Source organism: Streptomyces sp. MBT65 (genome assembly GCF_016612545.1).
Classification (GTDB): Bacteria; Actinomycetota; Actinomycetes; order Streptomycetales; family Streptomycetaceae; genus Streptomyces.
The window spans coordinates 1-24420 of sequence record NZ_JAENRY010000204.1 but is presented as its reverse complement, the minus strand read 5'-3'; the positions used below and the strand labels follow the sequence as shown (position 1 = coordinate 24420).

The following is a 24420-nucleotide window of genomic DNA, read 5'->3' as shown; positions in this document are numbered from 1 at the left end:
GAACTACCCCGCTCCTGCCACACCGACCGGAGCCAGCCGGAGGCCCCGGTGCCCGTTCCCACGAGCACCCCGGAGGACGCCTGGGCCTCGACGACACCCCCGTCGCCCTCCAGACCCAGGCGGTATCGGGCCGTCTGATGACCGACGGCGCCCAGATAGATCTCGTTCAGCGCGACCAACCGCTGTGTGTCGTCGGCGACGGCCTCGACCATGGTGAGTTCGTCGACACCCGTACCGGCCGCGTACGCCGAGGGCAGCAGAGCCGCCGCGTCCGACGGCCGATGCCGTACCAGCACACCCGGATTGCGCCCGGGATCCGTGTCGAAGCCCAACACCGTTTGCCCGGCGAGGTACTTGGCGACGTTCCGTTCGGCGACCTCCTCGATGTCCCGGCCCCGCGACCGCAGGAAGTACGCGGCCTGGCCGTGCGTCCCGTGCCGGGCGACCAACTCCTCGTACTCCGTGGTCCGATGGACGAGGACGGCCCGGGGGGCGAGACTCACGCCTGCTCTCCGGTGCCGAGCCGGGCGAGCAGCCCGGTCAGCACGTCCGGCGAGATCGTCACGCTGTCGATGTTCGGCAGGTTCTCCGCGAGCCGCGTCCCGGTGAGCGCGTGCAGGGTCGCCACGTCGACGTCCGCGTGCACCCGCAGCCAGGCCGCCTGGGCATGCGCCCGCGCGTCACCCACCTCGCGCGCACCCTCGGCCTCGGCCCGGGCCAGCCGTACGGACCGCGCCGCCTCGGCGTCGGCGAGCCGTACCGTACGCGTCGCCTCCGCCTCCGCCCGGACGCCGTCCGCCGCCGCGTGCTCCTCGGCCTCGCGGCGCGTGTTCGTGCCGCGTTGGTCGACCAACTGCTCCTCGCGGCGGGCGAGTTCGATCTGGCTGTCGAGTTCGTTCTCGGCGATCGCCCGCTCCCGTTCGACGGCCACCGCCCGTCGTTCGTAGGTGGCCTTGTCCGCCTCCTGCTGGATCTGCTCGCGGGCCGGGGTGCGCAGCGCCCGCTCCACCTCGGGCTCGGGCCGGATCGCCATCACGCGGACGGCGACCACCTCGATGCCGGTGGCCGGCAGCCGCGGTTCGGCGCCGAGCCCCGCCGCGATCCGCTCCCGTACCGCCGTCACGCCGTCGACCAGCGCGGCGGCGAGGGGAGTCCGGGCGAGCACGGCCAGCGCGTGCTGCTGGGCCGTCTCGGTCAGCAGGGTGCCGAGCTGCTCCAGCGGCGAGCCCCGCCACACGCCCGTGTCCGGGTCGACGGAGAAGTCGAGCCGTGCCGAGGCCAGGGCGGGGTCGCTGATCCGGTAGGTGACGGTCGCCTGCACCGCCACGTCCTGGAAGTCGGACGTACGGGCATGGAAGGTCATGGCCAACTCCCGGTCGTCGACCGGCACTTCGGAGAGCGCGGCGGTCAACGCGCGGAACCAGAAGCTGAGTCCGGGCCCGTCGTGCAGCAGCTTGCCCGAGCGGTGGTGCCGGATGTGCGCCGTCGGAGCCCCGCGCAGATGGCGCCAGCCCAGGCGCCGGGTGATGTCGGCCATCAGTCCCTCAGTTCCCCTCGGATCCCGCATCGATCTCGTCAGTAAGACGATAATCGCGGAACCCAGTTGTCGTCAAGGGGACGAGAAGAAGAGGAAGTATGACAAGTAAGGGGGTGAACCCGGCCCCGGATGGTCAGGATGGAGACATGGCACTCCATGTCGACTCCGAGACCGGGCGGCTTCGCCGCGTCATCCTGCACCGGCCGGATCTCGAGCTCAAAAGGCTCACCCCGAGCAACAAGGACGCCCTCCTCTTCGACGACGTGCTCTGGGTACGCCGGGCGCGCGCCGAGCACGACGGCTTCGCGGACGTCCTGCGCGACCGGGGCGTCGCCGTCCACCTCTTCGGTGACCTGCTCGCCGAGTCCCTGGCGATCCCGGCGGCCCGCGCGCTCGTCCTGGACCGCGTCTTCGACGAGAAGGAGTACGGCCCCCTCGCCACCGACCACCTCCGCGCCGCCTTCGAGGCCCTGCCCGCCCCCGAACTGGCCGAAGCGCTCGTCGGCGGCATGACCAAGCGGGAGTTCCTGGAGGCCCACCCGGAGCCGACCTCCGTCCGCTTCCACGTCATGGACCTCGACGACTTCCTCCTCGCCCCGCTCCCCAACCACCTCTTCACCCGCGACACCTCCGCCTGGATCTACGACGGCGTCTCCGTCAACGCGATGCGCTGGCCGGCCCGGCAGCGCGAGACCGTCCACTTCGAGGCGATCTACCGCCACCACCCGCTCTTCCGCACCGAGAAGTTCCACGTCTGGTCCGAGGGGCAGGCCGACTACCCGTCCACCATCGAGGGCGGGGACGTACTCGTCATCGGCAACGGCGCGGTGCTCATCGGCATGAGCGAGCGCACCACCCCGCAGGCCGTCGAGATGCTCGCGCACAAGCTGTTCGCCGAGGGCTCCGCCCGGACGATCGTGGCGCTCGACATCCCCAAGCAGCGCGCCTTCATGCACCTCGACACGGTGATGACCATGGTCGACGGCGACACCTTCACCCAGTACGCCGGGCTCGGCATGCTCCGGTCGTACACCATCGAACCGGGCGTCGGCGACAAGGAGTTGAAGGTCACCGACCATCCGCCGGAGCACATGCACCGCGCGATCGCCGCCGCCCTCGGGCTGGACGGGATCCGTGTGCTGACCGCCACCCAGGACGTGCACGCCGCCGCGCGCGAGCAGTGGGACGACGGCTGCAACGTCCTCGCCGTCGAGCCCGGCGTCGTCGTCGCCTACGAACGGAACGTCACCACCAACACCTATCTGCGCAAGCAGGGCATCGAGGTGATCGAGATCCCGGGGAGCGAACTGGGCCGGGGCCGGGGCGGCCCGCGCTGCATGAGCTGCCCGGTCGAACGGGACGCCGTATAGAAATGCTGTCCATCGTATAGAATTCCAGATGCAAGCATCTGTTCCCCTGTACCCGTACCGATGGAGCGCCCCCATGGCGACAGTCCCGACCGCCCTCGCCGGCCGCCACTTCCTCAAGGAGCTGGACTTCACCGAGGAGGAGTTCCGCGGCCTGATCGAGCTGGCCGCCGAGCTGAAGGCCGCCAAGAAGGCCGGGGGCGAGACGCGGTACCTGTCGGGCAGGAACATCGCGCTGATCTTCGAGAAGACCTCGACGCGCACCCGCTGCGCGTTCGAGGTCGCCGCGGCCGACCAGGGGGCCTCGACGACCTACCTCGACCCGTCCGGCTCGCAGATCGGGCACAAGGAGTCCGTGAAGGACACCGCACGCGTGCTCGGCCGGATGTACGACGGCATCGAGTACCGCGGGGACAGCCAGGCGGCCGTAGAAGAACTGGGTGCCTACGCGGGCGTGCCGGTCTTCAACGGGCTCACCGACGACTGGCACCCCACCCAGATGCTCGCCGACGTGCTCACCATGACCGAGCACAGCGACAGGCCGCTGAAGGAGATCGCCTTCGCCTACCTCGGCGACGCCCGCTTCAACATGGGCAACTCCTACCTGGTCACCGGCGCGCTGCTCGGCATGGACGTACGGATCGTCGCCCCGAAGTCCTACTGGCCCGCCGAGGAGATCGTCACCGTCGCCCGCGGGCTCGCCGAGCGCAGCGGCGCGCGCATCACGCTCACCGAGGGGATCGAGGAGGGGGTGACGGGCGCCGACTTCGTCGTCACCGACGTGTGGGTCTCCATGGGCGAGCCCAAACAGGTCTGGGACGAGCGGATCACGGCCCTCGCGCCGTACGCCGTGACCATGGACGTCCTTCGGGCCACCGGCAACCCGGACGTCAAGTTCCTGCACTGCCTGCCGGCCTTCCACGACCTCGGCACCAAGGTCGGCCGCGAGATATACGAGACCCACGGCCTCGACTCGCTGGAGGTCACCGACGAGGTCTTCGAGTCCGCCCACTCGGTCGTCTTCGACCAGGCGGAGAACCGACTGCACACGATCAAGGCCGTACTCGTGGCCACCCTGGCCTGACCGTCACCGACGCGGTCATCCCGCCGGACGCCACTGCCGCGGTACGACCGGCAGCCGGAACCACACCGCCTTGCCCGACTCGGTGGGGCGGTGGCCGCAGGACGAGCTGAGCGCGCGGATCAGCAGCAGGCCGCGTCCGTGCTCCTGCCAAGGGTCGGGCTCCTCGACGACGGGCTTCGTGAGGCTTCCGGGCGGCTCCGGGTCGGGGTCGTGCACCTCGACCTGGCAGCCGGTGGGCAGCAGCTCGACCACGAGCTCTATGGGGGCGTCACCGGCGGTGTGCTCCACCGCGTTCGCGACCAGCTCCGCCGTCAGCAGCTCCGCGGTGTCGCTGTCGGCCGTGTACCTCACCTCGGACAGAGCCGTACGGACCAGTGCGCGGGCCACCGGCACGGCCGCGGCGGTGTGCGGCAGTGCGATGCGCCAGGAGGCGGAGGCGGAAGGGCGTTCTTGCAAGGCGGGTCCGTTCATGGAGCAGGCTGTCCTGCTTTCAACTATATGAATGGTACGGCGCCCTTTGTCAGGGTCTCTCGGCGGGCACCGCGCGGGACCTTCGTCCCGGTACCGAGCGGCATACCCCGTTCGACGGCCACTCCCGCACGACAGCTCCCCTTGTTACCGCGCTATTGACATCTCGTGACAAGAACGCCCTCGGGGCCCGTCCGAAACGGGGCCCGAGGGCGTTCTGAGCGAGCGATGATCAGGTCAGATCGGCCATCCCCGCCGTGAGCGTCGCGCCGTCCGCCGGGTCGATCACCAGGAACGCGCCCGTGCGCCGCGACACCGCGTAGTCGTCGAGCGCGAGCGGCTCGGCGGTGCGCAGGGTGATCCGGCCCAGATCATTGGCGGCTAGCTCTGCCGCGCCGCCGAGATCCCTGACGATCGCCTTGACCGTCCGGGTCGTGTGGCGCAGCAGCACGCGGTCGCCGACCCGCAGCGGGCGGTCGGCGAGATGGCACACGGCGGCCCGGACGTCCTGGGTGAGCGCGGGCGCGTCGACCCCCGCGGTGATCATGTCGCCGCGCGACACGTCCCGCTGGTCCGCGAGGCGCAGACTGACCGACTGCGGCGCGTACGCCGCCCCGGCCTCGGTGCCGAGCACGGAGATCCCGGTGATCTCGGAGACCTCGCCCGAGGGATGCACCGTCACCCGGTCCCCGACCCGCAGCGAACCGGACACCAACTGGCCCGCGTACCAACGGACTTCACCGTCCCGGATGACGTACTGGACCGGGAACCTGGCCGGTGCGTCCGACGGGTCCGCGCCGACCGGGACGTCCTCCAGGAACTCCAGCAGGGCCGGGCCCTCGTACCAGTCCATGCGCGCCGAACGGTCCACCACGTTGTCACCGACCAGCGCCGACACCGGGATCGGCGTGAAGGACGGCAGCCCCAACTCGGCCGCGTGGCCCGCGAATTCCTCGACGATCCGCTCGAACACCCCCTGCTCGTACCCGACGAGATCCATCTTGTTGACGGCCAGCACCACCTGCGGCACCCGCAACAGCCCGGCCACGGCGGCATGCCGCAGGGTCTGCTCCACGACACCGTTGCGCGCGTCGATCAGCACGATCGCCAACTCGGCCGTGGAGGCGCCGGTGACCATGTTGCGGGTGTACTGCACATGCCCCGGGGTGTCGGCGAGGATGAACCGCCTGCGGGGCGTGGCGAAGTAGCGGTAGGCGACATCGATGGTGATGCCCTGCTCGCGCTCGGCGCGCAGTCCGTCGGTGAGGAGAGCGAGGTCGGGGGCGTCCTGGCCACGGTCGGCCGACACCCGCTGCACGGCTTCGAGTTGGTCGGTCAGCACCGACTTGGAGTCGTGCAGCAGCCGTCCTACGAGCGTGGACTTGCCGTCGTCGACCGAACCGGCCGTCGCGAACCGCAGCGTGTCGACGGTGGTCGTGCTCATGGTGGTGCTCATGGTCGTGCTCATGGCTAGAAGTACCCCTCGCGCTTACGGTCCTCCATCGCGGCCTCGGACAGCTTGTCGTCGGCGCGCGTGGCGCCCCGCTCGGTGACCCGGGAGGCGGCGATCTCGGTGATGACCTGCTCCAGCGTCACCGCGTCCGAGTCCACGGCACCCGTGCAGGACATGTCCCCGACGGTCCGGTACCGGACCTGCCGCTTCTCGACCGTCTCGCCCGCCTTCGGGCCGCCCCACTCACCGGCGGTCAGCCACATCCCGCCGCGCGCGAACACCTCGCGGTAGTGGGCGAAGTAGATCTGCGGGAGTTCGATGCCCTCACGGTCGATGTACTGCCAGACGTCCAGCTCGGTCCAGTTGCTCAAAGGGAACACGCGCACGTGCTCGCCGGGCGCGTGCCGCCCGTTGTAGAGGTTCCACAGCTCGGGCCGCTGCCGACGCGGGTCCCACTGCGAGAACTCGTCCCGGAGGCTGAACACCCGCTCCTTCGCCCGGGCCTTCTCCTCGTCCCTACGACCCCCACCGAACACGGCGTCGAACTTCTCGCTCTGGATCTTCTCGGTGAGCGGCAGCGTCTGGAGCGGGTTGCGGGTCCCGTCGGGACGTTCGCGCAGCACACCGCGGTCGATGTAGTCCTGTACGGAGGCCACATGGAGCCGCAGCCCATGTGCGGCGACCACCCGGTCCCGGTACTCAAGGACTTCGGGGAAGTTGTGTCCCGTGTCCACATGCAGCAGCGAGAAGGGAACAGCCGCCGGCGCGAACGCCTTCAGCGCGAGGTGCAGCATGACGATCGAGTCCTTGCCGCCGGAGAACAGAATCACCGGCCGCTCGAACTCACCGGCCACCTCACGGAAGATGTGCACCGCCTCGGACTCGAGGGCGTCGAGGTGAGAGAGGACGAAGTCCTTCGTGGTCGTCATCGCGCTCCCACCAACCCCCGCTCGGCCAGCACCGCGTACACCGCGTCCGCCGACTCCCGCGGACTCTGCACCTGCGTCGGCAGTGTGAGCGCCGGGTCGGTGGGCGGCTCGTACGGGTCGTCGACACCGGTCAGGCCGGTCAGCGCGCCCGCGGCCTGGCGGGCGTAGAGACCCTTGACGTCGCGCTCGCCGCACACCTCGACGGGTGTCGCGACATGCACCTCGATGTACGGCGTCCCGCTCGCCTCGTGGCGTTTGCGGACGGCCTCGCGGCTGTCGGCGTACGGCGCGATGACCGGGACGACGGAGAGGACGCCGTTGCGCGCGAGCACCTCGGAGACCAGGCCGATGCGCTGCACATTGGTGTTGCGGTCCTCGCGGGAGAAGCCGAGGCCGGCCGAGAGGAAGCGGCGTACCTCGTCGCCGTCGAGGATCTCCACGCGATGGCCCTCGGCCTTGAGGCGCTCCCCGAGGTGTCTGGCGATCGTCGTCTTGCCCGCGCTCGGCAGTCCGGTGAGCCAGACGGTGGCTCCCTGAGCCCGTGCCGTGATGGTCATGCGCAACAGTCCTCTTTCTTACCCGACGAGCGACGTCGTCGAAGGCTAGGTAAGAACTCTGAGAGGACCTGCTAAGGAAGCTGAGGTTTGGCTGAGTGGCTGCCCTCACGCGTCGGCCGTCACACCCCCGCGAACACCGCCCCCGCGTCCCGCAGCCGCCTGTGCAGCGCCCGGAACACCTCCGCCGAGCGGACGCCCGGCCAGTCGCCGGGGAGCAGGCTCGCGGGCAGTCCGGGGTCGACGTAGGGGAGATGGCGCCAGGAGTCCAGGGCGAGGAGGTAGTCGCGGTACGCGTCCTCGGGCGGGGTGTCCGCGCGCCGCTCCCAGGCGTGCAGCACGCGTGCGTGCCGGTCGAGGAACGCCTGGTGCTGTGCGGCGATCGCCGGGAGGTCCCACCAGCGGGCGACGGCCTCGGCGGTCGCCGCGAAACCGAGGTGCTCGCCGCGGAAGAAGTCCACGTACGGGTCGAGCCGCAGCCGCCCGAGGATGTGCCGGGCCTCCTCGTACAGCCGGGCGGGCGCGATCCACACGCCGGGGGCGGCGGTGCCGAAGCCGAGGGCGGAGAGCCGGGAGCGCAGGATGTGCCGCTTCTGGCGCTCGGACTCGGGGACGGAGAACACGGCGAGCACCCAGCCCTCGTCGGCCGAGGGGGTGGTCGCGTAGATGCGCCGGTCGCCGTCGTCGAGCAACTGCCGTGCCTCGGGCGAGAGTTCGTAGCCGGCGGCGCCCTGTGCGGTACGGGCGGGCAGCAGCAGCCCGCGCCGTTTCAGACGGGACACCGACGAGCGCACCGAGGGTGCGTCGACGCCGGCCGCGGCCAGCAGCCGGATCAGTTCCGCGACCGGAACCGGGCCGGGCACGAAGCGGCCGTACGCGCCGTAGAGCGTGACGATGAGAGACCGTGGAGCAGGCTGGTCGGACACGTTGATCATCTTAGGTCGTCAGCATCACTGCTGGTCACCTCGGGTGCGCAAGCTCAACCTCTACGGTGCGTGCGGGTCACCGTGGGTGGCGCGGCCCAAAAGACGATCGTGCGGGAACGGTCAGGCGGCGACGGCGAGTTGGTCCGCCGGCACCCGGTGCGGGGCGACGATCCGGCCGTCCGGCAGTACGGCGCCCAGGTCGTCGAAGACGATCGCGCCGTCGCACAGCAGCGTCCAGCCCTGCTCGGGGTGGGCGGAGACGATGTGCGGGGCGGTTGTGTCGGTGTCGGTCACGGGGCACGAGGGCTGGTGGGAACACATGGCGTACCTCCACGTCGGATGCGGTCCGTTCCGGCGGCTCCGTCGCCGCCCGTATCGCATATACAGACCATCCTCCCGCCGCGAACTCATCGGAACCGCCTGCTGTGAAGCGTGACAACACGCGGACAACACTCGGACGGTTCCACGACGCTCGGTGCGGACTCGCCACCGAAGGAGTGAGGATCACGGGAGTTGGGCCGGTCGAGCGGTACGAGTGGAGCCTCTCGATCTCAGGAGGTATCCCCATGTCCCTGCGTTCCGCCCTCGGTTCGGCGGCCGGTGCCGCGCTGCTTCTGCTGGCCGCCGCTCCCGTCGCGACCGCGGCCCCGTACGAGACGGTGACGGTCGACCCCACGGGCAGCATCGCCCCGGACGGCACCGTCACCCTCTCCGGCACCTACCGCTGTCTCGGCAACTCCGGTGCCGCCTTTGTCAGTTCCTCCGTCTCCCAGGGCGACCCCTCGGTCCGGCACGGCATCGGCGGCACCCGCGCGGTCTGCGACGGCATGGAGCACCCCTGGCAGAACTCGGGCAAGCCCTCGTCCGACCCGGCCACCCCCGGCGCGGCCTGGGTCGAGGCCACGGTGATGGAACTGTCCTCCGGCGGCGGCCTGCCGCTGCCGCGCTTCCACGCGGTGCGGCAGCAGGAGATCACCCTGACGGAGAGCTGAGCCCACGTCTTCGGCCCGCGCCCTCAAGAGGGCGCGGGCCGAAGGGAGTTCGGGTCGCGTGCGTCAGTGCTGGGTGTTGCTCGCCCAGATCGCGGTCGAGCCGCCGGAGTAGATCACCATGTTGCCGTCGCCCTGGAGCCGGAGGACGGCGCCGTTGTGGCCGGGGGTCTGGCTGGCCCAGACGGGCTGGTTGGCGGACGTGTAGACGACGAGGTTGCCGTCCGCCTGGAACACCGCGTGGTAGTTGGAACCGAAGGTCATGGTGGCCCAACGGGCCTTGTTGTTCTCGTCGTACAGCACGAAGTTGCCGTCGGTCTGCATGCGCAGCCGCGCCTTCTTCGCGTTGATGGACTGCCCCGCCTTCAGCACCCGGGTGGCCGTGACAAGGATGTCGGAGGGGTAGCTCGACGTGGTGGTGGTCGTCGACTTCGTCCCGGACTTGGTCGTCGTCGACTTGGTCGGGGTGGACTTCTTCGTCGGTTTCGCCGCCGCGGCCGGCTTCTTCGTCCTGACCGTCGTCGGCTCGCTCGCCGGCTGCGCGACGGTGGTCTTGCCCGGCGAGGTCTTGTGCGGCTTGGTGATCTTCGGTGTGGCGGGCGCGACGGGAGCGGCGGACGGGCTGGAGGACGCGTACGCCCCGGCACCCTGGGTCGCGCCGTCGCCGAGGATGGTGCCCGCCTGGTCGGCGACGACCCGGTCATGGCTCTCCGGCGTCCGGTCCCGGCTCATCAGCAGCCCCGGCACGGCGATCAGCAGCGCACCGAGCACCGCCGCACCGGCCAGCAGCGGGCGGCCCGGGCGGCCGACGGACGCGGCCGCCGTGTCTGCGGGGGTGGGTCCGTCGCCCTCGGGGGCGCTCGCGGCCAGCGCCCCGGCGGGGGCCTCGGCCTCGGCCTCCTGCCGCGCGGGCCGGGCGGAGGCGGACTCCGGGCCGGTCGGTCCCGCGGGTTCCGTCGGCTCAGGGCCGGCACTCGCGAGCGCCTCGGCCTCCGCGGTCGTGGTCGCGGGCCGGCTCAGCTCCGCCGCGACGGACTCCGCGGAGAGGACCCCGGCCGAACCGGCGGCCCCCGAGCGGGACTTGGGTGTCTCACCCGCCGTGCTCGCCGGGGCCTGTGGGGTGGTGGTCTCCTCGGCGGACGCCGCCGCGGATGCCGTCGAGGTCGAGATCGTCGGGTCCGTGGCCGCCGCTTCCGCGGCCGGGGTGCCCGCCACAGAGCCTGCTGCGTTCTCCGCCGCCGTATTGCGCGCGGCCGGTCCGGTTCGGTCTGTCATCCGCCCTGTCCGCTCTCATTCGCCCAGCAGTTCGTCGTGCGTCTGTGTGCGCAATCCTATTCACGTCCCTTCACGCTTCTGTGCCAACGGCGGTTCCTTTCACCGGAGTTAACAATCGTCACGGACAAGCCCGGGTGCTGGTACGGCTGTTGCGCAACAGCCCATAATTCGCCGTACGGCACTGTTGTGCCGCACCACGCACCTCCGCTCCGACCGTTCCGCTTCCGGACCGGAGTGGGAACGCGCGTGCGGGGACGGCATGATGGGGGTGCCGCAACCGACAGGTGCCGACACGAGGAGGTCAGCTGAGTGCGCCAGGTACTGACGGTCTGTCCGGAGGGCACCGGGGACGCCCGGACGATCGGAGAGGCCCTGGCCAGGGCGCGCGGGGGCGCGGTGCTGAGTGTGCGCCCGGGGACGTACGAGGAGAATCTCGTCGTCACCACCCGGGTGACCATCGTCGCCGAACAGGCGCGCGGCACCGTCCGGTTGGCACCGCGCAAGGGCATCGTGATCTCGCTGCGCGTGGACGCGGTGATGCTGACCGACCTGGTGGTCCAGGGCCAGGACGAGGAACAGCCCGCCGTGGACGCCTCGCACGGGCAGGTCGCGATGCAGGGCTGCGATCTGTCCGGCGCCTCGTGGACGACCGTACTGGCCCGCAACTCCGGCTCGTTGGCGATGCGCGAGTGCCGGGTCTCCAACCGCACCGGCGCCGGGGTCGTCGTCACCTCGCCGACCGAGAGCTCGCTGGAGTCCTGCACCCTCGAACACCTCGGCACCAGCGGTGTGGTGATCGGCGAGCGCGGCCGGGCCACCCTGCGCGGCTGCACGATCCGGGACGCGCGCGGCAACGGCGTGCTCGCCAACGGCGACGCGCAGGGTTCCGTAGAAGACTGTGATCTGGCCTCAACGGACAAGCCGTCGCTGGCACTTGAGGAGCGCAGCGCGGTCCGGGTGCTGCGGACCGTGATCCGGGACACCTCCATCGGTGTGCATGTGACCAGCACCGCCCGCTGCGAGCTGGAGGAGGTGCGGGTCACCGGCTCCAGCGGCCCCGGCATCATCGTCTCGCACGGCAGCGACCCGGTGCTGCGCCGCTGCCGCACCGCCCGCACCACGGGCAACGGCCTGCTGGTGACGGACCGTTCACGCGGCACGTACGAGGACTGCTGGCTGACCGGCGCCCAGACGGCGGCGCTGCGGGTGGCCGGTGCCTCCTCGCCCACGCTGACCTCGCTGACCGTCCGGGACGGCGAGTCGGACGGCGTCCTGCTCGAAGAGGACGCGGCGGCCGAGCTGGAGCGCGTGGAGATCATCGACGTCAAGGGCACCGGTGTGGTGATCCGCGGCAACGCCAACCCGCTGGTGAGGCGCGCCCGGATCACCGGCGCGGGCGGCAACGGTGTCTCCGTGCGCGACGGCGGACGCGGCCGGGTCGAGGACTGCACGGTGGAGGCGCCGGGCGGCGCGGGCGCGGAGGTCGCGGCGGGCGGCAACGTCTATCTCGCCGGGTTCCGGGTCAACAACCCCGGCGGTGCCGGTCTGGAGATCGGCGGCGAGGGCACGGCCGCGCTCCGTGACGGCGAGCTGGTCTCGGCCGGCGGCTGCGGTGTACTCGTGGACACCGGCGGCGAGTTGACGGCGAACCGGGTACGGGCCGCCGCCTCCGCCGAGCACGGCTTCCTGGTCCGCGACGGCGGCCGGGCCTCCCTGAACGGCTGCGAGGCGGCCGGCAACGACCGCGACGGCATCCGCGTCGAGTCGGAGGCCCCGGTCTCGGTGGTGGGCTGCATCGTCCGCGACAACAAGGGCGGCGGCCTCGTGCAGGCCAAGGCCGGCGGCCGGTTGGCCGTGGAGAACCTCACCAGCACCGGCAACGAGTCCCGCGACGCCTGGGGCTTCGGCGAGGCCGAGGGCACCGACCCGGCGGGCACCGTACCGGAGTCGGAGGGACCGGGACGCCCCGACGGACCGATGGCCGCGCTGGAGAGCCTGATCGGCCTCGACAACGTCAAGGAACAGGTCCGCACCCTCGTCAACCTCACCCAGCTCGCCGCGCGCCGCGCCCAACTCGGCATGTCCGCACCGCCGATGAGCCGCCACCTGGTCTTCGCGGGCCCGCCCGGCACCGGTAAGACCACCGTGGCCCGCCTCTACGGCACGATCCTCGCCGAGCTGGGCGCCCTGCGCTCCGGGCACCTGGTCGAGGTCTCCCGCGCCGACCTGGTCGCCCAGGTCATCGGCGGTACCGCCATCAAGACCACCGAGGCCTTCGAACGGGCCCTGGGCGGCGTCCTGTTCGTCGACGAGGCGTACACCCTCACCTCCGACTCCCGTGGTTCCGGGGCCGACTTCGGGCGCGAGGCCGTCGACACCCTGCTGAAGCTGATGGAGGACCACCGCGAGGACGTGGTGGTCGTCGCGGCGGGCTACTCCGACGAGATGCGCAGCTTCCTCGGCTCCAACCCCGGTCTGGCGTCCCGCTTCTCACGGACCGTCGAGTTCGAGAACTACTCGGTGCCCGAGCTGGTGGAGATCATGGAGAGCATGTGTGTACGCCACCAGTACGCGCTCGCCGACGAGACCCGCCACGCGCTCGCGGTGCACTTCGAGCGGATACCGAAGGACGCCGGGTTCGGCAACGGCCGTGCCGCAAGGCAGGTGTTCGAGGAGATGGTGGACCGGCAGGCCGTACGGCTCTCGGCGCTCACCGATGTCACCGAACAGGACCTTTCCCTGCTGCTGCCGCAGGACATCAGCGAGGAGGCGGCCCGTACCGCCGCCGACGGACCCAACGCCGTCGACCCCGGCGACGACGCGCTCAGCAGGCTGGACGCGCTGGTCGGACTCCACGCGGTGAAGCGGGACGTCACCGACCTGGTCAACCTCGTGTCGACCGCCAAGCAGCGGGAGGCCGCCGGACTTCCGGTGCCCCGGCTCAGCCACCACCTCGTCTTCACCGGCCCGCCCGGCACCGGCAAGACCACCGTGGCCCGCCTCTACGGCGAACTCCTCGCCTCCCTGGGCGTGTTGCCGCGCGGCCAGCTCGTCGAGGTGTCCCGCGCCGACCTCGTCGGCCGATACGTGGGCCACACCGCGCAGTTGACCCGAGAGGTCTTCGAACGGGCCCTGGGCGGCGTCCTGTTCGTCGACGAGGCGTACACTCTCACCCCGCGTGAGGCGTCCGGCTCCGACTTCGGCCGGGAGGCCGTGGACACCCTGCTGAAGCTGATGGAGGACCACCGGGACAAGGTGGTCGTCATCGTCGCGGGCTACACCCAGGAGATGGAGACCTTCCTCGCCTCCAACCCGGGCCTGTCCTCCCGGTTCTCGCGCCGGGTCGAGTTCGCCGACTACTCCTCCGACGAGCTGGTCACCATCGTCCGCGAGCACGCCGTACAGCTCGGGTACGAGTGCGCGGCCGGGCTCGGGCCGGTGCTGCGGCAGTACTTCGACTCCCTGCCCCGCGACCGGTCGTTCGGCAACGCGCGCACCGCCCGTCAGATCCTGGAGCGGATGATGACCCGGCAGGCGGGCCGGCTCAGCAGACTGGCCGTGCCCAGCCTCGACGACCTGCGCCTGCTGCTCCCGGAGGACCTCGCCGACCCGACGGCCGCCTCTCCCTCCTCCAGCGGGGCGGCCCGGGCATGACGACGACACACGGCAAGGCCCTCGCGGCCGGTCTGGCCCTGCTGCTGACGGCCGGCGCGGGCGCCCTCGGCGCCGGATCCGCCGAGGCGGCCGACGGCACGGTCCAACTCCCCGTCCTGTCCGCCCGGTTGGACGCCGACGCGGCCTGTGCGGCGGGCTCGGGCGTCCTCGCCACCGACGTGCCGTGGGAACAGGTCTCGCTGCAACTCACCCGGACCTGGCCGTTCGCCTCGGGCGCCGGAGTCACCGTCGGCGTGGTCGACACCGGGGTCTCGCCCTCCGCACCCGCGCTCAAGGGCCGGGTGACGGCGGTCGGCGACGCCGGGACCGACTGCGTGGGACACGGCACCTTCGTGGCCGGGCTGGTCGGCGCGGCCGTGGCGGACGGGGTGCGGTTCGCGGGGGTGGCGCAGCAGGCGCGCATCCTCGCGGTGCGCGGCAGCGACGCGCGCGGGGCGGTCACCGCCGAGCGGGTCGCCGACGGCATCCGGGCCGCCGTGAACGGCGGGGCGAAGGTGGTGACGGTGTCGGCGGCGCTCGCGGCCAACACCCCCACGCTGCGGGCGGCCGTCGCGCTGGCCGCGAAGAAGGACGTCCTGGTGATCGCCGCCGCCGTACCGGACACTCCGACGACGGCGACCTCGGCGACGGACAGCCCACCGGCGCGCGACTACTACCCGGCCGCCGACGACGGCGTGCTCTCCGTCCTCGACGTGGACGTGGACGGCAAGCGGCCGACCGGCGCGTACACGACGTCCAGTGCCTCGATCGCCGCGCCCGGTGACGGAGTTGTCGGCATCGGCCCGAAGAAGGCCGGCCACTACATCGGCTCGGGCGCGTCACTGGCCGCCGGTTTCGTGGCCGGGGCGGCGGCGCTGGTGCGCTCCGTCCACCCGGACCTGACGGCCGCACAGACCGCGACCCTCCTGCGCAGCTCCGCGTACCCGGCCGACGTGCCCCGGCTCGACCCGTACGCGGCGGTCACGTCCGTCCTGACCGGTGCTTCGGCACCGGCCGTCGTGGCTCCTGCCGCCCCGGTCCACCTCCCGGAGGACAAGGCCGCCGAGCCGCTCCGCCGCGCCCTGTGGCCCGCGTCGGCGGGCTTCGCCGTGATCATCGCGGTGGTGTGGCTGAGTCTCGTCCTGCCTCGGGGGCGCCGCTTGGGCTGGCGCCCGTCACGGCGGCCGGAGGGTACGGACGGGCCCGAGGTCGAAGAGGGCACGCAAGGCGAAGAGGGCACGGAGGGCACCGTCCCGGTGGGCGCGGGTGTCCAGGGGACCACGGAGGGCTGACGGCCGGATCTGGCCTCGCGGACACCACGTACAGCGTGAAACGGCACGGCCCCGGGCGACCAACAGGCGCCCGGGGCCGTGCCGTTCAGGGTCGGCGTCCTACTCCTCAGCCCCCGCCGCCAGGGCAGTCTGGATCAGCGACGGCTTGCGGCGGACGATGTGGAGGGCCCGTCCCGGAGGGAGCACCCGCGGCTTGACGTTGCCGAAGACGTAGCCCTCGGACGGGGAGCAGGACATCAGGACGCCCGGGGTGTTGACCTCGTCGAGGCGGCGCAGGAGCTGGTCGTTCAGGCCGCGGCCCGCGCCCGTCGCCGAGCGGGCGACCACCACGTGCAGGCCCAACTCGTGGCCCAGGGCGAGGTGTTCGAAGAGCGGGGCGAAGGGGTGGTCCATGACCGTGCCGCCGCCGACCATGTCGTAGTCGTCGACGAGGACGAACAGACGCGGGCCCGTCCACCAGTCGGCCTGCCGCATCCGGGCCGGGGTGATCTCCTGGCCCGGCACACGGGTGCGCAGGGCCTTCGCGGAGCCACCGACCAACTGCTTGAGGGCCTCCAGGGCCACCGCGTGGCCGAGGCGGTACTCCTCGGGGACGGCGTCGACCAGACCGCGGCGGTAGTCCACGACCAGGATGCGCGCCTCGGCGGGGGAGTAGCGGGCGACGACGGAGTCCGCGACCAGCCGGAGCAGGTTGGTCTTGCCGCTCTCCGTGTCGCCGACGGCGACCAGGTGCGGGGTGCGGGAGAAGTCGTGCCAGACGGTGCCGAGGGTCTCCTCGTCCTGGCCGAGGGCCAGCTTGAGGCTCTGGCCGTCGCCGAGTTCCGGTTCGGCGAGTTCGGCCGCGGGCAGCCGGTGCGGGAGCATCCGGACCTGCGGGGCGCGCGGCCCGTGCCACGCGCGCGCGATCCGGTCCACCAGGTCCGCGACGCCCTCGCTGAGCGTCTCCGGGTCGGTGGAACCGTCACCGCGGGGCAGCGCGGACAGGAAGTGCAGTTTCGTCTCGACGGTCAGACCCCGGCCGGGGATCTGCGGCACCGCGCTCGCCTTGCGGATGTCCACGACGGAGTCCATCGTGTCGCCGAGCCGTAGCTCCAGCCGGGTCGCGGACTGGTCGCGGACCGGGGCGGTGAGCTCCAGCCAGCGGGCGGTCGCGACGATCAGGTGGATGCCGTAGTTGAGACCGCTGGTGGCGATCTGGTTGAACGTGGGGATGTACTGGTCGAAGTTCTGCCGGACCGCCGACCAGCCGTCGATCACCAGGAAGATGTCGCCGTGCGGTTCGTCGGGGAACTCCCCGGCCGCGCGGCGGCGCCGGTAGGTCGACATCGAGTCGATGCCGTTGTCCAGGAAGAACTGCTCGCGCTGGGTGAGGACGGCGGTGACCTCCGCGACGGTACGGCTGATCCGCTCGGTGTCGAGGCGGGCCGCGACCCCGCCGACGTGCGGCAGACCGGTGAGCTGGGAGAGCGTGCCGCCGCCGAAGTCCAGGCAGTAGAACTGGACTTCGCGCGGGGTGTGGGTGAGCGCGAGCGCCATGATGAGGCTGCGCAGCACCGTCGACTTGCCGCTCTGCGAGCCGCCCGCGACGGCGACATGGCCGCCCGCCGCGGCGAGGTCCACCACGAGCGGGTCGCGGCGCTGGTCGAACGGCTTGTCCACCAGGCCGACCGGCACCCGCAGCTTCCCGGCGCCCGTCCAGCGGGACGCGGTCAGGCCCCGGTCCGGGTCCTCGGCGAGACCGCCGAGCAGGACGTCGAGCGGGGACGCGGTGTCCAGCGGCGGCAGCCACACCCGGTGCGCGGGCGGTCCGGAGTCGCGCAGCCGGTCCAGCGCCACCGCGAGCAGGCTCTCGGCGGCCTCCTCCGCCTCGGGCTCCGGGGCCGCGATCGCGGCCGGTGCCGGAGCGCGCGGCACGATGTACCCGGTCGACCAGGGCACCACCTGCGTGGCGACCCGGGCCTGCGCGACCGCACCGCCGCGCCTGCGGTAGGGGCCGGAGACGTAGGCGGCACGGAAGCGGGTGAGGGCCTCGATGCCGCTCTTGAGATAGCCGCTGCCGGGCTGCGAGGGCAGTTCGTACGCGTCGGGGACACCGAGGACACCCCGGGACTCCATCGCGGAGAAGGTGCGCAGACCGATCCGGTACGACAGATGCGACTCCAACTGGTGCATACGGCCCTCGTCCAGGCGCTGCGAGGCCAGCAGCAGATGCACGCCGAGCGACCGGCCCAGGCGGCCGATCATCACGAACAGCTCCATGAACTCCCGGTGCGAGGAGAGGAGTTCGCTGAACTCGTCGACGACGACGAACAGGCTGGGCAGCGGGGCGAGATCGGCGCCGCCGGCCCGCGCCCGCTCGTACTCCAGCGCGGAGGTGTAGTTGCCGGCCGACCTCAACAGCTCCTGGCGGCGGATGAGTTCACCGTGCAGCGCGTCCTGCATACGCTCCACCAGGGCGGCCTCGTCGGCCAGGTTGGTGATGAGGGCGGAGGTGTGCGGGAGTTCGTCCAGACCGAGGAAGGTCGCGCCGCCCTTGAAGTCCACCAGGACGAAGTTGAGTGTTTCGGAAGAGTTCGTGAGCGCGAGACCGAGCACCAGCGTGCGCAGCAGCTCGGACTTGCCGGAACCGGTCGCGCCGATCAGCATGCCGTGCGGGCCCATGCCGCCCTGCGCGGACTCCTTGATGTCGAGTTCCACGGGCCGCCCGTCCGCGCCGACCGCGATCGGGACCCGCAGCCGACCGCTGCCGGTGTGCCGCCGCCAGATCGTGTCGGGGTCGAGCCGGTGCAGGTCGGCGATGCCGAGCAGGGTCGTCAACTCGGTGTCGTTCGAGAGCGGTTCCACCGCGTCGGAGGACAGACTCATCCGGTACGGCGCGATCAGCCGGGCCAGCGACTCGGCGGCCACCGGACCCACCCGGTCGGGGCGGCCCAGGACGGTGGTCTGCTCCTTGCGGCTGCGGTCGGTGCGCACCAGCGCGACCGCGTCCGGGGTCACGTCCAGGCGCAGCGTGGTGCGGCCGGGCCGCCAGGTCAGCGAGTCGGACAGGTCGAGCACGATCGCGTTGCGGTAGCCGGGCCCGTCGAAACGGTGGCCGGACGGGATGGCCGCGCCGTCCACCACGACCACCACCAGCGGCTCGTCACGGCCGGGTACGGCGTCCGGGTCGAACGCGGGCCGCTCGGAGAACTCGCTGCCGAGCTGGTCCTCCAGATCGGTGAAGGCTGAGGCCACCATGCGCAACGGCCCCGCGCCGTCGGTCTCTTGAGGGTGCTGGTTGTGCGGCAGCCACTTCACCCACTCCCACTCCGCGCGCACCTCGTCGGCGGCGCAGACCGCGATCCACAGCTCCTCCGGCGGGTGGAACAGGGCCAGTTGGGCCAGCGCGGCGCGGAGCATCCCACGGGTCGCGTCGCGGTCGCCGCGGACCAACACCCGTGACCAGGACCGCAGATAGAGCGCGATGGGCTGGCCGGGAACGGTGCTGTAGGCGCGGATGAAGCGGCGCAGGGCGTGCGCACAGAGTGGTTCGAGGTCCTCGACCGGCTTGCTGGACACGGGAGTCAGCCGCATGGCGAGCTGCTGGTCGCCGACCGCGATCCGCACCTCGCCGAAGTCGTCGTCCTTCACCCGGCGTTCCCACAGCCGCGTGGTGCGGACCATCGTGCGCAGCACCCGGGGCTCGGGATGCCGCCAGGCCAGGGCCAGCTGCTGCTCGACCACGGCCCGCTGCACGGTACGCCGGCTCTGCGCCAAGTACCGCAGATAGTCCCGGCGTTCGCCCCGAAGCCGCTGCTTGCGGTCGCCGGCCTTGCGCATCACCTGACCGACCATCATCGCGCCGGCGGCCATCACCATCATGCCGAGCGCGAGGTACATGAAGATGCCGCTGGACTGACCGCCCGACCGCATGAACATCATCATCATCGAGACCGACATCATCGCCATCGGCAGATACGTCCACACCGCGGAGGTGTCCGGGACGATCTCCATGAGAGTCGGCGGCTCCTGGAGGACCAACTCGCCGGCGGGCATGTCGGGTCCGCGACGGCGGGCCGGACGACGGAACAGGACCACGCTCAACGCTTGGGGCTCCTAACGGACTTCGCGCACCGCGGCGGTACGTGGGGGGCGTGCACCGGATCAGGCCTCGGCACCAGGGCCTGTCGTCACATTCCCGTCTGCTTCGCGACGCCATGCACGCACTCTCGCCGCACCGGGCACAGACCCACGTACAACCAGTACGAGGGCCTGCGCCCGGCACGCCGAGAGCACGCACCTGACGCCGCGAAGCCGCCCTCCGGGCGACGACGGGAATGTGACGACAGGCCCTAGCACGGTGGAGGACGCTGTCAACACCGTTCGTGGGGGCTCCCGTTGACACGCGTCGTAGGGAGTGTCAGTAGTGTGCACCCCGTCAACTCTGTACGTCCATGTCACCCCCCGCTCCACCGGCACCGTGTTTCCCTTAGCTCCCCCCACCTCGCACGCCGCGCCGCGTGCCCCCGTTTCGATGTCCAGGAGACGTGAGCCCCGGTATGACCGACACTTCCGTGACCGGCCTGTGCCATCTGACCGTGCGTGCTCCGGCCCGCACCATCGACCTCGCCGTGCCGTCCGACGTGCCCGTGGCCGACCTGCTGCCCACGGTGCTGCGGTACGCGGGCGAGGAGGCCGAGGAGACCGGTCTCGAACACGACGGCTGGATACTCCAGCGCCTCGGCGGCCGGCCGCTCGACGAGGAGGCGACCCTCGCCTCCCTCGACCTGACCGACGGCGAGGCGCTCCATCTCCGGCCGCGCACCGAGGCGTTGCCCGAAGTTCGCCTCGACGACCTGGTCGACGGCATCGCCGCCGTCACCCGGGACCGGCTGCACGGCTGGAGCCCCGAGGCGGCCCGGAAGCTGCTGCGCGGCCTGCTCGCGCTGGCGGTGCTGACCGGCCTCGTCCTGCTGGCCCTGCCGGGCGCCCCGGCGTCGCTGCGGGCGGCGACCGCCGTAGGAACCGGCCTGTTGCTGTTGGCCGGGGCCGCGTCGGCGAGTCGGGCGGTGGACGATCCGGCGACCGGTGTGGTGCTGGGGCTGCTGGCGTCACCGGCGCTGGCGCTCGCGGGCTGGCTGGTGCCGGGCGGTGAGTTGAGCGGTCCGCAGGCCCACCAGGTGCTGGGGGCACGGCTGTTGGGGGCGGCGGCGGCCTGGGCGGGCGGCGCGGTACTGGCCCTCGCGGCCTCCGCCGCCCGCACCCCGCTGTTCCTGGCCTCCGCTCTGGTCGCGCTCGCGGCGGCGGTCGGCGGCGTCCTGATGACGGTGTTCGACGTACGGCCGGCCGCCGCGGCCGGGGTGATCGCGGCGCTGACGGTGCTGCTCGGGGGACTGGTGCCCTCGCTGTCGTTCAAGTTCGCGGGGATGCGGATGCCCCCGCTGCCGACCACCCCGGAACAGTTGCAGGAGGGCATCGAGCCCTACCGGGGCTCGGACGTGACGGTGCGCACCGAACTCGCCGGCGAGTGGATGACCGCGCTCTACGGCGCGACGGGCGTCCTCTCGTCGGCCTGCCTGGTGGCCCTGGCCCGCCGCCCGAGCCTCCCCGCGCTGCTGGTCGCCCTGGTCCTCTCGCTGCTGCTGCTCCTGCACGGCCGGGGCCTGGTCAACACGGCCCAGCGACTGGTGCTCGTACTCCCGGGCGCGTGGGGCCTGTTGCTCCTCGCGTTCGGCTGGGGCCTGCGGCTGGCCGACACCGAGCGGACCCTGCTGGTCGCCGGGCTGCTCGCGGTGGCGGCGGCCCTCACGGTCGCGGTGTGGACCGTACCGGGACGGCGCATGGTCCCCTACTGGGGCCGCGCGGCGGAGATCCTGCACTCCCTGCTGGCGATCGCCCTGCTGCCGCTGACCCTGTGGCTGCTCGGGGTCTTCGGTACCCTTCGCGGCATTTTCGGCTGACCGGGCGCCTCGGTCCCGCTCACGCGGGCCGGGTGAACCGGCCGCCGTTCCGGGCCGGTTCGGGAACTCCCGGCCCGCGAGCGGGAGTTGGGCACGCCGGACGAGACAGGAAAGCCGGATGCGGCGGCAGGGGCAGACCGGCCCGGCGAGCGAAGGCCGGGTGAACCGGCCCCGGTTCCGGGGCGGTTCGAGAACCGCCGGCCCGCGAGCAGGGGCCGGGCAGGCCGGACGGGACAGGAGCCGGACGCGGTGGCACGGGCGGATGCCGCCCGCCGAGCCGCGAGCAAGGTCCGGGAACAGCCGGGCGAAGACGAAGCCGAACGACCAGCCGGGAGGAAAACGTGCGGTCGAAGCGCGACCAGGTGCAAGCGCACACGTTCATGATGGGCCGCCTGACCTCGGGCATGCTGCTGGCCGACCCGGACGCACCGGAGAGCCCGCTGGGCCGCACCAGCCGGGGCGCCCTCGTCGGCCTGATCGTCGGTGTGCTGTTCTGCGGCGGGGCGCTGGTGTTCGGGCTGCTCAAGCCGGGCGGCAACGACGCCTGGCGCAGCGGCGACACCCTGATCGTCAACAAGGACACCGGCGCCCGCTACCTGTACGCCGACGGCAGGCTGCGCCCGGTGCGCAACTACGCCTCGGCCGTGCTGATCGGCGGCGCCGACCTGAAGACCACGTCGGTCGGCTCGGCGTCGCTCGCGGGCACCCCGGTCGGCCGGCCGGTCGGGATCACCGGCGCCCCCGACTCCGTACCGTCGTCAGGTGAGTTGGAGTCCTCGCCGTGGGAGGTCTGCTCGACGGGCTCCGGCGCGCAGACGACCCTCGTGCCGGGCGCTCCGGTGGAGACGGACCCGGTCGGCGCGAAGTCGGCACTCGTGGTGAAGGGTCCGGACAAGCACACCTACCTGGTGTGGCAGGGCAGCCGGCTCGAACTGGACGAGGACTCGGGCGCGGCGGAGTCCCTCGGCTACGCGCCCGTGACCCCCCGCCCGGTCTCGGCGGCCTTCCTGGACGCCCTGGTGACCGGCCCGGACCTGGCCACCCCGAAGGTCGAGGGCCGTGGCACGGACGGTCCGGAACTGGGCGGCCGGGCCACCAGGATCGGGCAGGTCTTCCGGGTGGTCGCGGGCTCCGGGAACCAGGAGTACCTCCTCCAGAAGGACGGCCTGCACCCGGTGACGGACACCCAGTCCGCGCTGCTCCTCGGCGATCCGGACACCCGCAAGGAGGCCTACGACGGCGGGGCGCCGAACGTCGTCACGATCGACGTCTCCGATCTGCGCGCGCACCAGGCGCCGGGGTCGGCCGGCACGGACCCGTCGGTCGCCGGCCTGCCGGACAGCCCGCCCAGCGCGCTGGCGCTGGCCGCGGGGGAGTCGGTGTGCGCCCAGGTCGACCCGGCCGACGGGCAGGTGCGGGTGACCTCCGTACGGGTCGCCGAGTCCGCGCTGTTCCCGGCGGCGCAGGCCGACCCGACGGCCCTGACCGCGGCCTGCGTGACGGTGGACCGGGTGGTGGCACGGCCCGGACACGGCACGCTGGCAAGGGCGTTGGGCGCGGCCGGCGAGACGGTCGGCGACACCACGTTCCTGATCGGCGACGACGGCGTGAAGTACCGCATCCCGGACTCCAACGCGCTCGCCGCCCTCGGCTACGACGGGGCGACCCCGGTCAAGGTCCCGTCCACGCTGCTCGCGATGCTGCCGACCGGACCCGAACTCAGCGCCCAGGCGGCCGCGTCGGACTCGGGCTCGGCGGCCGGGGCCCAGGGCGGCGCGGCGGCCCAGTGCGGCACCGGGACCGCCGCCGGTCCCGGCGCAACCGTCGGCGCGGGTCTGCCCGCGCTCAACGGGCGCGCCCCGGCGGGCGGTTCGGCCGGCGATGCGCTGAACGGTGCGCTGAACGGTGCGCTGAACGGTTCAGGTGGGGCGAACTGACGAATTCGCGCCGATCGAGATCGTGTTCACGCCAAACCGGCCACACCTCAGAACCATCGGCCGCGGAAGGTCGTGTTCCGGTCAAGTTGCTTACCGGTAAAAGCCTTTGATCGGAACCTGTCGGCAACCTCAGATCTACCTCAGTTCGGTGTCAGCGCAACTACCTTCAATCTAGGCTCAGTTGTACTCGTACCTTAGATCGACTTACGAAAGGTGGGACGATGGCTGGAGATGGCCAGCAGTCAAGCGAAGGCTCGACCCGGAACGGAATCCAGGCCCTGGAGAGCGCCTTCAGCGGCATCGTGAAGATCCGTCAGGACGTCGACAGCACCCGTTCCACCCTGGGCAGTGGCTACCAGGGCAGCGACGGCGGCCAGTACGGCCAGCTCCTCGCGCAGTGGGACGGTCAGTGCAACGTCATCCTCAAGAACCTCGAGGACGTCATCGACCGGCTGAACCAGAGCCTCGTGGAACACAACAAGACCCAGGGTTCCTCGAACGACTCCATCAACCAGGCGTACAACGCGTCGCAGTCGGCCTTCGACCAGCTCGCCGGCTGACCGACGCCCCGCCTTCCCCGTGACCTCGCGGTCACGTCCGATCCCCACATCGCGTAAGAGAGGCAAGCTGTGGCAGACAACCTGTCCGACGGTGTCATCTACGTCAGCTACAACCACATGTCGAACGCCGCGGACGACATGGTGGCGCAGACCAAGGCGATCGCGCAGACGCTGTCGAACCTCGAAGCCGAACTCGGCGAGCTGTCCAAGACCTGGTACGGCAACGACGCCGACACCTACCGCCAGAAGCAGGCGGCCTGGGACGGCGCGGTGCAGAACATGGAGACGCTGCTCACCTCGCACTCGCAGCTCCTCAACGAGATCTCCAACAGCTACAAGTACAGCGAGAACTCGCTCAGCCAGATGTGGTCCGAGGTCACGATCGGCCGCTGAGCCACCCGGCTCCACCGCACCGACCGCGAGGGGACCGGCCGGTGCGGTGGAGCCGGGTGGCTC

18 protein-coding genes and 1 pseudogene are annotated in these 24420 nt (G+C 71.7%); 9 read left to right on the top strand and 10 right to left on the bottom strand.

All coding sequences use genetic code 11. From position 1 onward, the window contains the following. Nucleotides 1-503, bottom strand: a pseudogene (locus JHN63_RS35200) (hypothetical protein); the annotation flags it as partial. Continuing rightward, nucleotides 500-1537, bottom strand: a complete 1038-nt coding sequence (locus JHN63_RS35195; RefSeq protein WP_200688517.1) for an SPFH domain-containing protein — start codon at nucleotides 1535-1537, stop codon at nucleotides 500-502. The gene JHN63_RS35195 and the pseudogene JHN63_RS35200, both read right to left, overlap by 4 nt. 146 nt (nucleotides 1538-1683) lie before the next feature. Between JHN63_RS35195 and JHN63_RS35190 the strand changes: the two genes are divergently transcribed. Together JHN63_RS35190 and argF are read left to right on the top strand one after the other, a co-directional pair. After that, nucleotides 1684-2907, top strand: a complete 1224-nt coding sequence (locus tag JHN63_RS35190; protein ID WP_200688515.1) for an arginine deiminase — start codon at nucleotides 1684-1686, stop codon at nucleotides 2905-2907. Between the two features lie 73 nt (nucleotides 2908-2980). Then, entirely contained in the window at nucleotides 2981-3988 is a 1008-nt protein-coding gene (gene argF, locus JHN63_RS35185) for an ornithine carbamoyltransferase (protein WP_200688513.1), read from the top strand. 15 nt (nucleotides 3989-4003) lie between these two features. Here argF and JHN63_RS35180 read toward each other — a convergent pair whose 3' ends face one another. The 6 genes from JHN63_RS35180 to JHN63_RS35155 form a co-directional block, all read right to left on the bottom strand. Further along, on the bottom strand, nucleotides 4004-4459 hold the full coding sequence (locus JHN63_RS35180) for an ATP-binding protein (RefSeq protein ID WP_200688511.1): 456 nt from the start codon (nucleotides 4457-4459) through the stop codon (nucleotides 4004-4006). A gap of 229 nt (nucleotides 4460-4688) precedes the next feature. Next, a complete protein-coding gene (locus JHN63_RS35175) occupies nucleotides 4689-5924 on the bottom strand; it encodes a sulfate adenylyltransferase subunit 1 (RefSeq protein ID WP_234478179.1) in 1236 nt (411 codons plus the stop codon). A gap of 2 nt (nucleotides 5925-5926) precedes the next feature. Beyond that, nucleotides 5927-6838, bottom strand: a complete 912-nt coding sequence (gene cysD / locus JHN63_RS35170) for a sulfate adenylyltransferase subunit CysD (RefSeq protein ID WP_200688509.1) — start codon at nucleotides 6836-6838, stop codon at nucleotides 5927-5929. Beyond that, the gene (gene cysC, locus JHN63_RS35165) at nucleotides 6835-7395 is read right to left on the bottom strand and encodes an adenylyl-sulfate kinase (protein ID WP_200688507.1); all 561 of its coding nucleotides are present in this window, start codon (nucleotides 7393-7395) and stop codon (nucleotides 6835-6837) included. Before cysC ends, cysD begins: the two co-directional genes overlap by 4 nt. A gap of 119 nt (nucleotides 7396-7514) precedes the next feature. Beyond that, nucleotides 7515-8327, bottom strand: coding sequence for a PaaX family transcriptional regulator C-terminal domain-containing protein (locus JHN63_RS35160; protein WP_200688505.1), 813 nt, complete (start codon nucleotides 8325-8327; stop codon nucleotides 7515-7517). A gap of 111 nt (nucleotides 8328-8438) precedes the next feature. Next, nucleotides 8439-8639 (bottom strand): DUF5999 family protein, encoded by a 201-nt coding sequence (locus JHN63_RS35155; RefSeq protein ID WP_200688503.1) that lies wholly within the window; start codon nucleotides 8637-8639, stop codon nucleotides 8439-8441. Nucleotides 8640-8884: 245 nt separating this feature from the next. Between JHN63_RS35155 and JHN63_RS35150 the strand changes: the two genes are divergently transcribed. Next, complete coding sequence (locus JHN63_RS35150; protein WP_200688501.1) at nucleotides 8885-9310, top strand: DUF6299 family protein; 426 nt, start codon at nucleotides 8885-8887, stop codon at nucleotides 9308-9310. Between the two features lie 63 nt (nucleotides 9311-9373). Here JHN63_RS35150 and JHN63_RS35145 read toward each other — a convergent pair whose 3' ends face one another. After that, nucleotides 9374-10582: a hypothetical protein gene (locus JHN63_RS35145; RefSeq protein WP_200688499.1), complete on the bottom strand. Its 1209-nt coding sequence runs from the start codon at nucleotides 10580-10582 to the stop codon at nucleotides 9374-9376. Between the two features lie 309 nt (nucleotides 10583-10891). On the opposite strand from JHN63_RS35145, the gene JHN63_RS35140 reads away from it, so the two are divergent. Further along, nucleotides 10892-14236: a right-handed parallel beta-helix repeat-containing protein gene (locus JHN63_RS35140; RefSeq protein WP_200688497.1), complete on the top strand. Its 3345-nt coding sequence runs from the start codon at nucleotides 10892-10894 to the stop codon at nucleotides 14234-14236. Continuing rightward, nucleotides 14233-15528 carry a S8 family serine peptidase gene (locus JHN63_RS35135; protein ID WP_200688488.1) on the top strand — a complete coding sequence of 432 codons (1296 nt, stop codon included), beginning with the start codon at nucleotides 14233-14235 and terminating at the stop codon, nucleotides 15526-15528. Before JHN63_RS35140 ends, JHN63_RS35135 begins: the two co-directional genes overlap by 4 nt. 99 nt (nucleotides 15529-15627) lie before the next feature. Here JHN63_RS35135 and eccCa read toward each other — a convergent pair whose 3' ends face one another. After that, nucleotides 15628-19563 (bottom strand): type VII secretion protein EccCa, encoded by a 3936-nt coding sequence (eccCa, locus tag JHN63_RS35130; RefSeq protein ID WP_200688519.1) that lies wholly within the window; start codon nucleotides 19561-19563, stop codon nucleotides 15628-15630. Between the two features lie 503 nt (nucleotides 19564-20066). Between eccCa and eccD the strand changes: the two genes are divergently transcribed. The 4 genes from eccD to JHN63_RS35110 all read left to right on the top strand — a co-directional run bounded on the left by eccD (nucleotide 20067) and on the right by JHN63_RS35110 (nucleotide 24357). Next, nucleotides 20067-21467: a type VII secretion integral membrane protein EccD gene (eccD, locus tag JHN63_RS35125; protein WP_200688486.1), complete on the top strand. Its 1401-nt coding sequence runs from the start codon at nucleotides 20067-20069 to the stop codon at nucleotides 21465-21467. Between the two features lie 341 nt (nucleotides 21468-21808). Next, nucleotides 21809-23404 (top strand): type VII secretion protein EccB, encoded by a 1596-nt coding sequence (eccB, locus tag JHN63_RS35120; protein ID WP_200688484.1) that lies wholly within the window; start codon nucleotides 21809-21811, stop codon nucleotides 23402-23404. A gap of 221 nt (nucleotides 23405-23625) precedes the next feature. Beyond that, nucleotides 23626-23964, top strand: a complete 339-nt coding sequence (locus JHN63_RS35115) for a hypothetical protein (protein WP_019065061.1) — start codon at nucleotides 23626-23628, stop codon at nucleotides 23962-23964. Nucleotides 23965-24033: 69 nt separating this feature from the next. Beyond that, on the top strand, nucleotides 24034-24357 hold the full coding sequence (locus JHN63_RS35110; protein ID WP_019075403.1) for a WXG100 family type VII secretion target: 324 nt from the start codon (nucleotides 24034-24036) through the stop codon (nucleotides 24355-24357). Nucleotides 24358-24420 lie beyond the last annotated feature (63 nt).